Annotated in this window: 14 protein-coding genes; 12 read left to right on the top strand and 2 right to left on the bottom strand. The window is 62.7% G+C overall.

Annotated features, from left to right (window positions below):
* Positions 1-85 precede the first annotated feature (85 nt).
* The 10 genes from atpB to E3T50_RS11735 all read left to right on the top strand — a co-directional run bounded on the left by atpB (position 86) and on the right by E3T50_RS11735 (position 8,957).
* Positions 86-874, top strand: coding sequence for a F0F1 ATP synthase subunit A (gene atpB, locus E3T50_RS11780; protein ID WP_134552081.1), 789 nt, complete (start codon positions 86-88; stop codon positions 872-874).
* 53 nt (positions 875-927) lie between these two features.
* A complete protein-coding gene (gene atpE, locus E3T50_RS11775) occupies positions 928-1,164 on the top strand; it encodes an ATP synthase F0 subunit C (protein ID WP_079728361.1) in 237 nt (78 codons plus the stop codon).
* A 29-nt stretch (positions 1,165-1,193) separates the two neighbouring features.
* The gene (locus tag E3T50_RS11770; protein WP_134460108.1) at positions 1,194-1,772 is read left to right on the top strand and encodes a F0F1 ATP synthase subunit B; all 579 of its coding nucleotides are present in this window, start codon (positions 1,194-1,196) and stop codon (positions 1,770-1,772) included.
* A 3-nt stretch (positions 1,773-1,775) separates the two neighbouring features.
* On the top strand, positions 1,776-2,573 hold the full coding sequence (locus E3T50_RS11765) for a F0F1 ATP synthase subunit delta (protein WP_134552079.1): 798 nt from the start codon (positions 1,776-1,778) through the stop codon (positions 2,571-2,573).
* Positions 2,574-2,687: 114 nt separating this feature from the next.
* Positions 2,688-4,325 carry a F0F1 ATP synthase subunit alpha gene (gene atpA, locus E3T50_RS11760; protein ID WP_134552126.1) on the top strand — a complete coding sequence of 546 codons (1,638 nt, stop codon included), beginning with the start codon at positions 2,688-2,690 and terminating at the stop codon, positions 4,323-4,325.
* A 66-nt stretch (positions 4,326-4,391) separates the two neighbouring features.
* A complete protein-coding gene (locus tag E3T50_RS11755; protein ID WP_134552077.1) occupies positions 4,392-5,294 on the top strand; it encodes a F0F1 ATP synthase subunit gamma in 903 nt (300 codons plus the stop codon).
* A 33-nt stretch (positions 5,295-5,327) separates the two neighbouring features.
* Positions 5,328-6,791, top strand: a complete 1,464-nt coding sequence (gene atpD / locus E3T50_RS11750) for a F0F1 ATP synthase subunit beta (protein WP_134460099.1) — start codon at positions 5,328-5,330, stop codon at positions 6,789-6,791.
* Between the two features lie 2 nt (positions 6,792-6,793).
* Entirely contained in the window at positions 6,794-7,063 is a 270-nt protein-coding gene (locus E3T50_RS11745; RefSeq protein WP_134460096.1) for a F0F1 ATP synthase subunit epsilon, read from the top strand.
* Positions 7,064-7,083: 20 nt separating this feature from the next.
* Positions 7,084-7,911 (top strand): YaaA family protein, encoded by an 828-nt coding sequence (locus tag E3T50_RS11740; protein ID WP_134552075.1) that lies wholly within the window; start codon positions 7,084-7,086, stop codon positions 7,909-7,911.
* Positions 7,908-8,957: a malate dehydrogenase gene (locus E3T50_RS11735; RefSeq protein ID WP_134552073.1), complete on the top strand. Its 1,050-nt coding sequence runs from the start codon at positions 7,908-7,910 to the stop codon at positions 8,955-8,957. The genes E3T50_RS11740 and E3T50_RS11735 overlap by 4 nt, the downstream gene beginning before the upstream one ends.
* Positions 8,958-8,979: 22 nt before the next feature.
* On the opposite strand, the gene E3T50_RS11730 is transcribed toward E3T50_RS11735, so the two are convergent.
* Positions 8,980-9,492: a methylated-DNA--[protein]-cysteine S-methyltransferase gene (locus tag E3T50_RS11730; protein ID WP_134460089.1), complete on the bottom strand. Its 513-nt coding sequence runs from the start codon at positions 9,490-9,492 to the stop codon at positions 8,980-8,982.
* 136 nt (positions 9,493-9,628) lie between these two features.
* On the opposite strand from E3T50_RS11730, the gene E3T50_RS11725 reads away from it, so the two are divergent.
* A complete protein-coding gene (locus tag E3T50_RS11725) occupies positions 9,629-10,591 on the top strand; it encodes an aldo/keto reductase (protein ID WP_134552071.1) in 963 nt (320 codons plus the stop codon).
* 188 nt (positions 10,592-10,779) lie between these two features.
* Positions 10,780-12,051 (top strand): DUF4192 family protein, encoded by a 1,272-nt coding sequence (locus tag E3T50_RS11720; protein WP_166784286.1) that lies wholly within the window; start codon positions 10,780-10,782, stop codon positions 12,049-12,051.
* A gap of 16 nt (positions 12,052-12,067) precedes the next feature.
* Here E3T50_RS11720 and E3T50_RS11715 read toward each other — a convergent pair whose 3' ends face one another.
* Positions 12,068-13,498 (bottom strand): aspartate aminotransferase family protein, encoded by a 1,431-nt coding sequence (locus E3T50_RS11715; protein WP_134552067.1) that lies wholly within the window; start codon positions 13,496-13,498, stop codon positions 12,068-12,070.

Raw genomic sequence — 13,498 nt, 5'->3', positions numbered from 1 at the left:
TAAACCTGCCCCATTCGTCGTTGCGCGAGCAGAGCTCACCGCCCCGAAACAGGAGAAAGCGCTGCTAGAAATCGCCGTAAACCTGATGGTCCCGTCTGCCACCGGCGACGGTGAATTTCACGGTCCCTCCATCAATGAGTTCTTCCCCGACGTAATATTTTTTGCTGATACTCCGTTCGAGATCAACCGCATCATTCTGATTCGCTTCCTCGCGATCACCGTTCTGATGCTGGTCTTCTGGCTCGGCACTCGCCGCATGAAGATCATTCCCACCCGCGGCCAGAGCCTGGCCGAAATGGGACTCGATTTCGTGCGCGTCAACATCGCCGAAGACCTGCTCGGCAAGAAAGACGGCAAGCGTTTCCTGCCGCTGCTGACGACCATCTTCTTCATGGTGTTGTTCATGAACATCACCGGAATCATTCCGTTCCTCAACATTGCCGGCACGTCGGTGATCGGGGTTCCGCTACTTCTCGGTGTCATCTCCTACGGCACGTTCATCTACGCCGGTGTCAAGAAGAGTCCGGCGAAGTTCTTCCGCAACTCGCTCTTCCCGCCCGGAGTGCCGCCAGCCCTGTACATCATCGTGACGCCGATCGAATTCATCTCGACGTTCCTGGTGCGACCGGTCACCCTGACGCTCCGACTGATGATGAACATGATCGTCGGGCACCTCCTGCTCGTGCTGTTCTTCAGCGCCACCCAGTTCTTCTTCTTCACTGCGGATGGCGGGTTCAAGCTCTTCGGCGCTGGCACCCTCGTCTTCGGCTTCGCCTTCACGCTCTTCGAAGTGCTGATTGCCGTCCTCCAGGCTTACATTTTTGCCCTACTCACCGCCGTCTACATCCAGCTCGCGCTGGCTGAGGAACACTAGACACTTTAGGAATCCGGCACTCGCCGAATTCACCATCACGGAAGGAAACATACGTGGACGCAACAACCGTTCTCGCGGAAATCAACGGAAACATCGCGACCGTCGGTTATGGCCTCGCAGCCATCGGCCCGGCAATCGGTGTAGGTATCGTCGTTGGCAAGACCATCGAAGGTGTCGCACGCCAGCCTGAGCTGGCCGGTCGCCTGCAGGTGCTGATGTACATCGGTATCGCCTTCACCGAGGCGCTCGCCTTCATCGGCATCGCCACCTACTTCATCTTCACGAACTAGTCCTCTTCACTACTTAGTTAGGAGGCATGATGCTTCACGCAGTAATTGCAGCCGCAACTGAAGAAGCGGCTAAGAACCCGCTCATTCCGGAGTGGTACGACATCATCTGGTCGGCGGTCTGCTTTGTCGTGATTTTGTTCTTCTTCTGGAAGCTTGTGCTGCCCAGAATGCAGAAGCTTCTTGACGACCGTGCAGAAGCCATCGAGGGCAACATCGCCAAGGCCGACGACGCCCAGCGCAAGGCCGAAGCTGCACTCGTGCAGTACACGGCCCAGCTTGCTGACGCCCGCGCCGAAGCCGGCGCGATCCGCGACCAGGCCCGCACCGACGGCCAGCGCATCGTCGCTGAGCACAAGGAGCAGGCTGCGGCCGAAGCCGGTCGCATCGCGGCCAGCGCCAAGACGCAGATCGAAGCCGAACGTCAGGCAGCCGTCGTATCGCTTCGCAGCGAGGTTGGCACCCTTGCCATCGACCTCGCCTCGGGTGTGATCGGTGAAAGCCTGTCCAACGACGCGAAGGCCAGTGCCATCGTCGATCGTTTCCTGGCCGAACTCGAAGCCAGCGAAGTACCAGCTCACGCAGCAGCTCCAGCAGCAGGAAAGATCTAGCAAATGGGAAGCGCCACCAGAGAAGCACTCGCCACATCGAGGGCGGCACTGTCCGTTCCCGACGGCACGACTGATCTGGCGACGGGCGAAAGCCTCTTCGGGGCCGGTCGTGTGATCGGGTCGTCGTCCCAGCTTGTGTCGGCCCTGGGCGATGCATCAGCGGAGCCGTCCGCCAAGGTCACTCTCGTTCGTGCCGTCTTCGGACGCGACGTGACGCCTCGGGCGCTCGACCTGCTTTCCGCCGCCGTTGCCGAACGCTGGTCCAGCCACGACGACCTGCTGGCCGGGATCGAAGAACTGGGCCTGCGGGCATCCGCATTGTCTGCTGCGGCCGGAACGTCAATCGAGGGCGAACTGTTCGCCTTCGGTAAGACGGTGTCGTCGGACGCTGGGCTGGAGCTGGCCCTGGCCAGCAAGCTCGGAAAAGTCGACGCTAAAGCCGCCCTGGTCGAGAAGCTCTTGGCCGGTAAAGTCTCCGGCCAGACGCTCGCCATTGTGCGGCATCTGGTTCAGCAGCCTCGCGGCCGCCGCATCGGTGAACTGCTGCGACACGCAGCAGCTATCGTGGCCGACCAGTCCGGAACGTCGATCGCGACCGTGACGTCGGCGAGCGTTCTGACGCCCGCCCAGCTCGACCGCTTGCAGAAAAACCTCCAGGAACGCCACGGACGCGCACTCACCATCAACCAGGTCGTCGACCCGGCCCTGGTGGGTGGAGTACGCGTGCAAATCGGCGATCTGGTGATCGACGGCAGCATCGCAACCCGCCTTGCAGATCTGAGACTTCAGCTCGCTCGCTGAGTGCCAGCAGGATCGGTACCAGCAGCACCATAAACCCAGCAGCACCAGATGACCCAGGGCGGCAGCGTCCTCGAACAGACAGAACCTGTACCCCCGTACAGAAAAGGGAAGATGATGGCAGAACTAACGATCAGCCCCGATGAGATCCGTGGCGCTCTCCAGGACTTCGTGAAGTCCTACGAGCCGAACAAGACATCAACGACCGAGGTCGGCTACGTCACGACGGCCGGCGACGGTATCGCCCACGTTGAGGGCTTGCCCGGTGTGATGGCCAACGAGCTCATCAAATTCGCCGACGGCACCCTGGGCCTGGCCCAGAACCTCGACGAAGATGAGATCGGCGTCGTCGTGCTCGGCGAGTTCGGAGGCATCGTTGAGGGCATGGAGGTGCACCGCACCGGCGAGGTTCTCTCCGTTCCCGTCGGCGACGGTTACCTCGGCCGTGTCGTCGACCCGCTCGGCGCCCCCATTGACGGACTCGGAGACATCGCGACCGAAGGCCGTCGTGCCCTCGAACTGCAGGCTCCCGGCGTCATGAGCCGCAAGTCGGTCCACGAACCGATGCAGACCGGTATCAAGGCCATCGATGCCATGATCCCGATCGGTCGCGGCCAGCGTCAGCTGATCATCGGCGACCGCCAGACCGGCAAGACCGCGATCGCGATCGACACCATCATCAACCAGAAGGCCAACTGGGAGTCGGGCGACAGCAACAAGCAGGTTCGTTGCATCTACGTCGCCATCGGCCAGAAGGGTTCCACCATCGCTTCGGTGAAGGGTGCCCTCGAGGATGCCGGAGCGATGGAGTACACCACCATCGTCGCTGCTCCCGCCTCTGACCCGGCCGGCTTCAAGTACCTCGCCCCGTACACCGGTTCCGCCATCGGCCAGCACTGGATGTACGCCGGTAAGCACGTTCTCATCGTCTTCGATGACCTCTCCAAGCAGGCTGAGGCCTACCGTGCGGTATCGCTGCTTCTGCGTCGCCCGCCGGGACGCGAAGCGTACCCCGGAGACGTCTTCTACCTGCACTCCCGTCTGCTCGAGCGTTGTGCCAAGCTCTCCGACGAGCTCGGTGCGGGATCGATGACCGGTCTTCCGATCATCGAAACCAAGGCCAACGACGTTGCCGCCTACATTCCGACCAACGTGATTTCGATCACCGACGGCCAGATCTTCCTGCAGTCCGACCTGTTCAACGCCAACCAGCGTCCCGCTGTCGACGTCGGCATCTCGGTCTCCCGCGTCGGTGGCGACGCGCAGGTCAAGTCGATCAAAAAGGTCTCCGGCACGCTCAAGCTTGAGTTGGCCCAGTATCGTTCACTCGAAGCTTTCGCGATGTTCGCCTCCGACCTGGACGCGGCCAGCCGTCGTCAGCTCGCCCGCGGTGCCCGCCTCACCGAACTGCTGCGTCAGCCGCAGTACTCGCCGTATCCCGTCGAGGACCAGGTCGTCTCGATCTGGGCCGGCATCAACGGCAAGCTCGACGAGGTTCCCGTTCCGGACGTGCTGCGCTTCGAACGCGAGCTGCTCGACTTCCTCGGCCGCAACACCGAGATCCTGAAGAACCTGCGCGAGACCAACGTTCTCTCTGACGAGACCGTGCAAGCCCTCACCGCAGGCGTCGACAAGTTCAAGCTCGAATTCCAGACTGGCGAAGGCAAGCCGCTTGCCTCGGTGGGCACGGAGAAATTCGAGGCTATCGCCGTCGAAGACGTCAACCAGGAAAAAATCGTCAAGCACCGCCGGTAGTCCCCGCGGACTCTGACGACGCAGTAACACTGATGACAACGAACTGAAAGACAAGGAAGCAGACACATGGGAGCGCAACTTCGGGTCTACCGGCAGAAGATCAAGTCTGCCCAGACGACCAAGAAGATCACTCGGGCCATGGAGCTGATCTCCGCCTCGCGCATCCAGAAAGCGCAGGCGCGGGTCGCTGCGTCGACCCCGTATTCGCGAGCGGTGACGCGTGCCGTTTCAGCGGTGGCCACATACTCGAACGTCGAGCACGTGCTCACCACCGAGCCGGAGAAGATCGAGCGCGCAGCAGTCGTCATCTTCGCCTCCGACCGAGGCTTGGCCGGCGCGTTCAGCTCGCAGGTTTTGCGGGAGGCGGAGTCACTCAGCGAGCTGCTCCGTGGCCAGGGCAAGGACATCTCCTATTTCCTGATCGGCCGGAAGGCCATCGCCTACTTCAGCTTTCGCAACCGCACGTCGGAGCGAGTCTGGACCGGTGGAACCGATCAGCCGCAGTTTGAAACGGCCAAGGAAATCGGCGAAGCACTGCTGGAGTCATTCCTCACGGACTACTCCGACGGCGGCGTCGACGAGATACACATCGTCTACAACCGTTTCGTGAGCATGGTCACGCAGGTTCCCGAAGTTGTTCGGCTGCTTCCCCTCGAGGTCGTTGAGGGAGTGGAAGAACCCGGCGACAACAAGGTTCTTCCGCTTTACGAGTTCGAACCCGACGTCGAAACGGTTTTGGACAGCCTTCTTCCGGTGTACATCGAGAGTCGTCTGTTCAACGCCATGCTGCAGTCGGCGGCGTCCGAGCACGCGAGTCGCCAGAAGGCCATGAAGTCGGCAAGCGACAACGCCGACAAGCTGATCACGGACTACACACGCCTGTCGAACAACGCGCGTCAGTCTGAGATTACCCAGCAGATTTCCGAGATCGTGGGTGGAGCCGACGCGCTCTCATCCGCTAAGAAGTAGTTCACATGTCCCATGGGCAGAGAAGAGAGAGCAATGACTGACACCGCAATCGCGCCAGTCCGGGCGGAGGACACGGCCGGTTCTGTTGGCCGCATCGCGCGCGTCACGGGCCCCGTTGTCGACATCGAGTTTCCGCATGACTCGATCCCCGGCATCTACAACGCCCTGAAGACTACGATCACCATCGGTGACCAGTCGAACGAGATCACTCTCGAGGTTGCACTGCACCTCGGTGACGACCTCGTTCGCGCCATCGCGCTGAACCCGACCGACGGACTCGTTCGCGGCCAGGAAGTTCGCGACACCGGCAGCCCCATCACGGTTCCGGTTGGAAACGTCACCAAAGGCAAGGTCTTCAACGTCATCGGTGAGGTGCTCAACGCCCAGCCCGGCGAAAAGATCGAGATCACCGAGCGCTGGCCCATCCACCGCAAGCCCCCGGCCTTCGACCAGCTCGAGTCCAAGACTCAGCTGTTCGAAACCGGAATCAAGGTCATCGACCTTCTCACGCCGTATGTTCTCGGTGGAAAAATCGGCCTGTTCGGTGGTGCCGGAGTCGGCAAGACCGTGCTGATCCAGGAAATGATCCAGCGCGTCGCGCAGGATCACGGTGGAGTATCGGTGTTCGCCGGAGTCGGTGAGCGTACCCGTGAGGGCAACGACCTCATTGCCGAGATGGAAGAAGCCGGCGTCTTCGACAAGACCGCGCTCGTCTTCGGCCAGATGGACGAGCCGCCGGGAACGCGCCTGCGCGTCGCGCTCTCCGCCCTCACGATGGCTGAGTACTTCCGCGACGTGGAAAAGCAAGACGTCTTGCTCTTCATCGACAACATCTTCCGCTTCACCCAGGCCGGTTCCGAGGTGTCGACCCTGCTGGGCCGTATGCCGTCCGCCGTGGGCTACCAGCCCAACCTGGCTGACGAGATGGGCATCCTGCAGGAGCGCATCACGTCGACCCGTGGCCACTCGATCACCTCCCTCCAGGCGATCTATGTCCCTGCCGATGACTACACCGACCCGGCACCGGCCACCACCTTCGCCCACCTGGATGCCACGACCGAGCTGTCCCGAGCTATCGCGTCGAAGGGCCTGTATCCGGCCGTCGACCCGCTGACCTCGACCAGTCGTATCCTCGACCCCCGTTACCTGGGTGCCGATCACTACAACACGGCCGTGCGCGTCAAGGCGATCCTGCAGAAGAACAAGGAACTCCAGGAGATCATCGCGATCCTCGGCGTTGACGAGCTCTCCGAGGAAGACAAGGTCACGGTTTCCCGTGCCCGCCGCATCGAGCAGTTCCTGTCGCAGAACACCTACATGGCGAAGAAGTTCACCGGTGTCGAGGGTTCGACGGTTCCGCTCAAGGACACCATCGAGTCGTTCACCGCAATCGCCAACGGTGAGTTCGACCACGTGGCCGAGCAGGCCTTCTTCAACGTCGGTGGCATCAACGACGTTGAAGAGAAGTGGGCTCAGATTCAGAAGGAGAACGGCTAAGCATGGCAAAGTCGCTGTCCGTCAGCATCGTGTCGGCCGACCACCAGGTCTGGACCGGCGAAGCGTCGATGGTTGTAGCCAAGACCGTCGAGGGCGAGATCGGCATCCTCGCCGGTCACGAGCCCATGCTGGCGATTCTGGCTCTGGGTGACGTCCGCCTGACCCTGCCTGACGGCTCGAAGGTTCTGGCCAAGGCAGAGGATGGTTTCTTGTCGGTCGATAACGACACGGTCACCATCGTGGCCCGCACGGCCGAACTCGTGGGTTCATAACACCTGCGTCTGCCACACCAGTGCTAATACTGCTTCCGCCGTCGGAGACGAAACGCTCCGGCGGCGAAGCTGTACCCCTGAACTGGTCGCTCCTGGCGTACCCGAGCCTGAATGTGAAACGTCGGGTACTCGCGCGGGCGCTCGTCGCCCTGGCGCGGCATCCGGAAGCTGCTCGTGCCGCCCTCAAACTGGGCCGCACGCAGCTGTTCGAGATCGACCGTAATCGCGAATTATTGTCCTCTCCGACGCTCGCGGTCATTGACCGGTATACCGGCGTCCTGTTCGACGGACTGGATGCTGGAACCCTCTCGGCGGCTCAGCGTGACTTCGCGCACGTCCACCTCGTCGTGCACTCCGCACTCCTTGGGCCCCTCGCTGCGCTTGACCCGATACCGGCGTACCGGCTCTCGCATGATTCGCGCGTGCCGAATGTGACCGTGGCCAATCACACGTTGAAACAGCACTGGAGCGCTGACATTCAGAAACTCCTTGGCCAGACCGGGGAGTTGCTGCTGGACCTGCGGTCGGAAGCCTATGTGGCTCTCGGCGCCCGACCCGTCCGACCGGAGTCGTTCTATCTGCGGGTCGTCGCCGACGGCGGGGACGGTCAGAAGCGTGCCCTAAACCACTTCAATAAGAAGTCCAAGGGCGAATTCACCCGGGTCCTGCTCGAACACGAACACGATTTTGCGAGTGCGGCCGAACTCATCGACTGGGCCGGATCTGTTGGAATTCGCCTGGAGCACGGTGCGCCCGGCGAGCTCGAACTGGTCGTGGAGCAACATTTCGCGTCAGCGGGCCGCGCGGCATCATCCACGATCTATACCGGGGTTAAGCTAGGCGCGTGACTACAGACGCCAGCACCGTACCCGAAGCGGCAACCGTAAACGTTCCCGTTACCCGGCAACCGGTCCGTGTGACCGTCACCGGTGCGGGCGGTCAGATCGGTTATGCGCTCGTGTTCCGCATCGCCGCCGGAGCGTTACTCGGCACGACGACGCCGATTCACCTGACCCTGTTGGAAATACCGGAAGGTGTGAAGGCGGCCGAGGGCACCGCCCTGGAACTCGAAGACTGTGCCTTCGATCTGCTGCGGGGGGTGACGGTCACCGATGATCCCGCTGTCGCATTCGAAGGCGTTAACATCGCAGTGTTGGTCGGATCTCGCCCGCGCGGTCCGGGCATGGAACGCGCCGATCTGCTCGAAGCCAACGGGCGCATCTTTGGGCCGCAGGGTACCGCCATCAACGCGGGCGGCGCCGATGATGTGCGCGTGCTTGTGGTGGGTAACCCGGCCAACACGAACGCGCTCATTGCGGCCGCACACGCGCCCGACGTGCCGTCGGACCGCTTTTCCGCAATGACGCGGCTCGATCACAACCGGGCCGTTGGGCAATTGGCGAATCACCTCGACGTCAGCGTGGGGGCGATTCACGGGCTGACCGTGTGGGGAAACCATTCGGCCAGTCAATATCCGGATGTCTTTCACGCGACGGCAGGCGGCCGTGCGGTTCGCGAGCTCGTCGATGAGCGGTGGCTGGCAGAGACCTTCATTCCGCGAGTCGCCCAGCGTGGCTCCGAGATCATCGCCGTGCGTGGCGGTTCGTCCGTCGCCTCCGCCGCCAACGCCGCCATCGACCACGTGCGTGACTGGGTTACCGGCCGCGGTGTGGACTGGACCAGCGCCGGAGTGGTCTCTGATGGCTCGTATGACGTTCCGGCTGGATTGGTCTGTTCCTTCCCGGTGCGATCCGTTGATGGGCAGTGGCGCATCGTGCCCGCGCTGCAGCTGAACGAATTCTCGCGCAGCCGCATAGCAGCCTCCGTCGCGGAGTTGGTGGAGGAGCGCGACGCAGTGCGGGCGCTTGGCCTGCTCCCGCTCGCTCGGCGCTGAACCGACGGGGAGTTCGGCGCGGTTATCGGTGTGCGATTTTCTCGTGGTCGAGCAGCCAGGCCTTGGTCGTGATGCCTTGACCGGCGCTGTAGCCGGTGATCTGGCCGCTCGTCGCGAGCACGCGGTGACAGCCGATGATGATCGGCACGGGATTCGCGCCGACGGCCCCGCCGATGGCGCGGCCCGATCCGACCCGACCGATCTCGCTGCCGAGCGCACCGTACGAGATGACGTCGCCGAATTTCAGGGTCGCCAGCCGCGCCCAGACGCTGCGTTGAAACTCGGTGCCCCGCGTCAGATGCACGGGAAGGTCGAAGGTCTGGCGGGTTCCGGCGAAGTACTCATCGAGTTGTTCGGCCGCACGCTGCAACACCGGGGAGGGCGTCTCCGCGGTCGCGTCGAGGGGCAGCTGGCCGTTGGTTTCAATGGAAAGAGTGAGGATGCCCCCCGCGTCTGCGGTGAGTTCGAGCCGGCCGATGGGGCTGGGAAGACGAAGGAGCGCGTGATTTGTTCGCGGCGTCGGGATGCTGTCCATGATTCGACTGTAGCCGCCGACCCTGTTATGACTTCGCGGGTTTCGGACATCGGTACACAACGGCCCCGCACCCCGCCTGTGCAGGAGGTGCAGATTGGTTCGCCAAAAACGGATGCCGCGCCCCTAGTCTGTAGGGATGGCTCAGATTGAATATCGCAGACTTGGCTCTTCCGGACTGACCGTATCGACAGTCGGGCTCGGCTGCAACAATTTCGGCCGCACGGGAACAGCGTCGGAGAGTCAGGACGGCACGACGGCGGTGATCGACGCGGCACTCGAGGCGGGGGTGACGTTGTTCGACACGGCCGATATCTACGGTGCCGAGCGCGGCCTGAGCGAAACGCTCATGGGGCATTCCCTCCGCGGTAAACGCGATCAGATCGTGCTTGCCTCCAAATTCGGCATGGACATGGGCGGGTTGAACGGGGCGGACTGGGGCGCACGCGGCTCGCGCCGCTACATCCGCCTGGCTGTCGAGGCCTCCCTCAGACGCTTGCAGACCGACTGGATCGATCTGTACCAGCTGCACGTGCCGGACCCTTCGACGCCGATCGAGGAGACCCTCGCCACGCTAGACGACCTCATCACCGAGGGCAAGATTCGCTATATCGGTCACTCCAACCTGGCCGGCTGGCAGATCGCCGAAGCCGAGTTCACCGCGCGCATGAATGGACACCCCGCGTTCATCTCCAGCCAGAACGAATACAGCCTGCTCGTCCGGGACGTCGAGGACGAGGTGCTGCCAGCGGTGAATGCATTCGGTCTGGGCTTCTTGCCGTTCTTTCCGTTGTATAACGGCTTGTTCACCGGCAAATTCTCCCGTACCGGTGGCCCGGCCGACAGCCGGATCATGATGATCCGACGCCACCTCGCCGACGACGCCCCGTGGGATGTGATCGAGCGATATCAGGAATGGTGCGACGCGCGCGGAGTGAGCATGCTCGCAGCGACATTCGCCTGGCTCCTGGCGCAGCCCGGCCTGACCAGCGTCATCGCCGGTGCCACCAAGCCAGAGCAGATCATTCAAAACGCGACGGCGGCCACCTCATGGAACCCGTCCGTCGACGAAGTCGCATACATTTCGAACCTCTTCGCCTGACCTCAGGATCGACTCCGCGCGCATCGTGCTCGACGGCTATGACGTGCTCGACGACCAGGGCAACGCTGTGCGCGCCGACGAAATGCTGCTGCTCGCCGCGCTTCCTCCCCAGCAGTAGACCCGCCCGGTTCATCCTCAGATGCGGGCGGGGCGGCCATTGCGGGTGCGCTCCCCGGCACAGTGGCTGCATGCAACCCACCATTGTCAAAGCTCAGAAGGCACAAGACTTTCTGGCACTCGTTCCCCAGTTGCTCGGTTTTCTGCCCGAGACCAGCGCGGTTCTGGTTGCTTTTCGCGGCAACCGCACCTGCGGTGCGCTGCGTTTCAACCTGCCAGAACCAGGCGCACCCCAGAAGGTGTATAAGCGCATTGCGACGACTCTCGCCGGCATGCTGTGCAAGATTCCGGGAGTCGACGCTGTCGTTCCGGTCCTGTACACCGGGGCGTCCTTCGCGAGCACCACCGGCATCCCGGGTGAACGGTTTGCCGAGATCTTGAATCGGCGACTCGAGCTGAGCGGTTTTCTGCTGCGAGATTCTCTGTGTGTAGCAGCGGATGCCTGGGGCAGCTACCGTGACCCGCAGTGCCCGGCGGGCGGGCATCCGCTCAGTGACATCGCAGAGTCGCAGGTGTTCGAGGCGGCGACGACCGCCGCAGAGCATCCGCTTGGCACCTTGCAGAACGGCGTCGAGCCGATCGGCGTTGATTCGGCTACCAAGGAACGCCTGGCCAGGGTCTACCGGCGGTACCACCGCCTGCTCATGCGGGCTGAGAACGCTCCGGCGCTATTTCCCACCCTTGGTTTTATGCTCGACCCGGTAATGATTGCCGAGGAGGCGCTGACCTGGCAGAATCCGCCCTCGGAGGAGAACGCCGCGGCACTGCTCGTGCTCGTGCAGTCGCCGCCCAATCGCGACCAGATCATGGTGCAGTTCGCGTTCGGGCGTGCAGAGGGAATGCGCGCCCACGAACTCAATCGGCGATACGCACGACTCCAGTCCGAGACCGGGCGCAGTCTCGACGACCTGGTCACCGAGGAGATGCACACCGGCGACCCGAACGCCAAGCACACCGGCGACATCATGCTTGGCCTGCAGCGTGAACGACCCGACGTTGACCGGATCCGCATCGCGATCACCCTGCTGCGTACCGTCGTCGCGATGGCGCCGCGCGCGGCCCGGCCCGCGCCGCTCTGCATGCTGGCATGGCTGTCGTGGGCTCTCGGCAGCGGTTCCGTTGCCGGAATCTTCGTGGACCGGGCGCTCGTCATCGACTCGCAGTACAGCATGGCGACCCTGCTGGACCTGCTGCTCACGTCGGGGCACCTGCCGGAGTGGGCGTTCGCGGTGCCGCGCACTGGTGAGGAGGAAAACGACGGCTACGCACGCGATGAAGACTTGGATCAAGACTTGGATCAAAACTTTGATGAAGACTTCGACGAGCGCGCAGCCGGCCGCTGAAGCCGGCCTCCATCAACTACATGTGCTGTGGTGCCTCCGAGAGCACCCCGTGCAGAATCTCGCCGATCTCAGCGAATTCATTCGGGCCGATCGTCAGCGGGGGAGCGAGCTGGATGACCGGGTCGCCACGGTCATCGGCGCGGCAGTACAGGCCAGCGTCGTAGAGCGCCTTCGACAGGTAGCCGCGCAGCAGACGCTCCGACTCCTCGTTGTTGAAGGTTTCCTTCGTGCCCTTGTCCTTGACCAGTTCGATGCCGAAGAAGTACCCGGCGCCGCGCACGTCGCCGACGATGGGCAGATCGAGCAGTTTCTCCAGCTCCTGGCGGAACAGGGGCGAGTTCTTTCGAACGTTCTCGTTGATTTTCTCCTCTTCGAAAATGTCGAGGTTGGCCAGGGCCACGGCCGAGGAGACCGGGTGGCCACCGAAGGTGTAGCCGTGGTAGAAGGTCGTTTCGCCGTGTCTGAACGGTTCGTAGATGCGGTCGCTGACAATGGTCGCGCCGATCGGTGAGTATCCGCTCGTCATGCCCTTGGCACAGGTGATCATGTCGGGCTGGATATTGTAAGTCGTCGAGGCGAACATGTTGCCGATGCGCCCGAACGCCGTGATGACCTCGTCGGCGACCAGGAGTACGTCGTACTTGTCGCAGATTTCGCGCACGCGCTTGAAATAGCCGGGCGGCGGCGGAAAGCAACCGCCGGAGTTCTGAACGGGCTCCAAGAACACGGCGGCGACAGTTTCGGGTCCTTCGAACTCGATCATCTCTTCGATGCGGTTCGCGGCCCACTGGCCGAACATTTCGAGATTGTCCCCGAGCCCGAGGCCCGGACTCATCTCGTCGGCCCGATAGAAGTTCGTGTTGGGTACGCGGAACCCGCCGGGGGTGACCGGCTCGAACATCTCCTTCATCGCCGGGATACCAGTGATGGCCAGTGCGCCCTGCGGGGTACCGTGATAGGCGACATTGCGAGAGATGACCTTGTGCTTGGTCGGGCGCCCCATCAGCTTCCAGTAGTACTTGGCGAGCTTGAACGCGGTCTCGACGGCTTCACCGCCGCCGGTCGAGTAGAACACCCGGTTGAGGTCGCCGGGAGCATAGGAGGCGAGCCGGTCTGCGAGTTCGATCGCGTTCGGGTGCGCGTACGACCAGATCGGGAAGAACGCGAGTTCCTCGGCCTGCTTCGCGGCGACCTGGGCGAGACGTTTGCGTCCATGCCCGGCGTTGACCGTGAACAGACCGCTCAGGCCGTCAATATACCGCTTGCCCTTGGAATCCCAGATGTGGTGGCCCTTGCCCTTGACGATGATGGGCACGCCGGCGTCGGATTCCATCACCGACTGACGCGAGAAATGCATCCAGAGGTGATCTTTGGCCTTCTGCTGTAACTCGGCGTTGTGGGCGTCGCTGTAAGCGGTCGGTGCATCGACGGGTGTGGTGAGAGTCAT

Origin of the sequence: Cryobacterium gelidum (genome assembly GCF_004403985.1) — a bacterium.
Lineage (GTDB): Bacteria > Actinomycetota > Actinomycetes > Actinomycetales > Microbacteriaceae > Cryobacterium > Cryobacterium gelidum.
The sequence above is the reverse complement of the archived record's forward strand: the minus strand, read 5'-3'. Positions and strand labels throughout refer to the sequence as shown.

Coding starts and splice junctions, on each gene's coding strand:
- atpB (WP_134552081.1), top strand. CDS start 86: ATGGTCCCGTCTGCCACCGGCGACGGTGAATTTCACGGTCCCTCCATC.
- E3T50_RS11770 (WP_134460108.1), top strand. CDS start 1,194: ATGCTTCACGCAGTAATTGCAGCCGCAACTGAAGAAGCGGCTAAGAAC.
- E3T50_RS11765 (WP_134552079.1), top strand. CDS start 1,776: ATGGGAAGCGCCACCAGAGAAGCACTCGCCACATCGAGGGCGGCACTG.
- atpA (WP_134552126.1), top strand. CDS start 2,688: ATGGCAGAACTAACGATCAGCCCCGATGAGATCCGTGGCGCTCTCCAG.
- E3T50_RS11755 (WP_134552077.1), top strand. CDS start 4,392: ATGGGAGCGCAACTTCGGGTCTACCGGCAGAAGATCAAGTCTGCCCAG.
- atpD (WP_134460099.1), top strand. CDS start 5,328: ATGACTGACACCGCAATCGCGCCAGTCCGGGCGGAGGACACGGCCGGT.
- E3T50_RS11745 (WP_134460096.1), top strand. CDS start 6,794: ATGGCAAAGTCGCTGTCCGTCAGCATCGTGTCGGCCGACCACCAGGTC.
- E3T50_RS11730 (WP_134460089.1), bottom strand. CDS start 9,492: ATGGACAGCATCCCGACGCCGCGAACAAATCACGCGCTCCTTCGTCTT.
- E3T50_RS11725 (WP_134552071.1), top strand. CDS start 9,629: ATGGCTCAGATTGAATATCGCAGACTTGGCTCTTCCGGACTGACCGTA.
- E3T50_RS11720 (WP_166784286.1), top strand. CDS start 10,780: ATGCAACCCACCATTGTCAAAGCTCAGAAGGCACAAGACTTTCTGGCA.
- E3T50_RS11715 (WP_134552067.1), bottom strand. CDS start 13,498: ATGACTCTCACCACACCCGTCGATGCACCGACCGCTTACAGCGACGCC.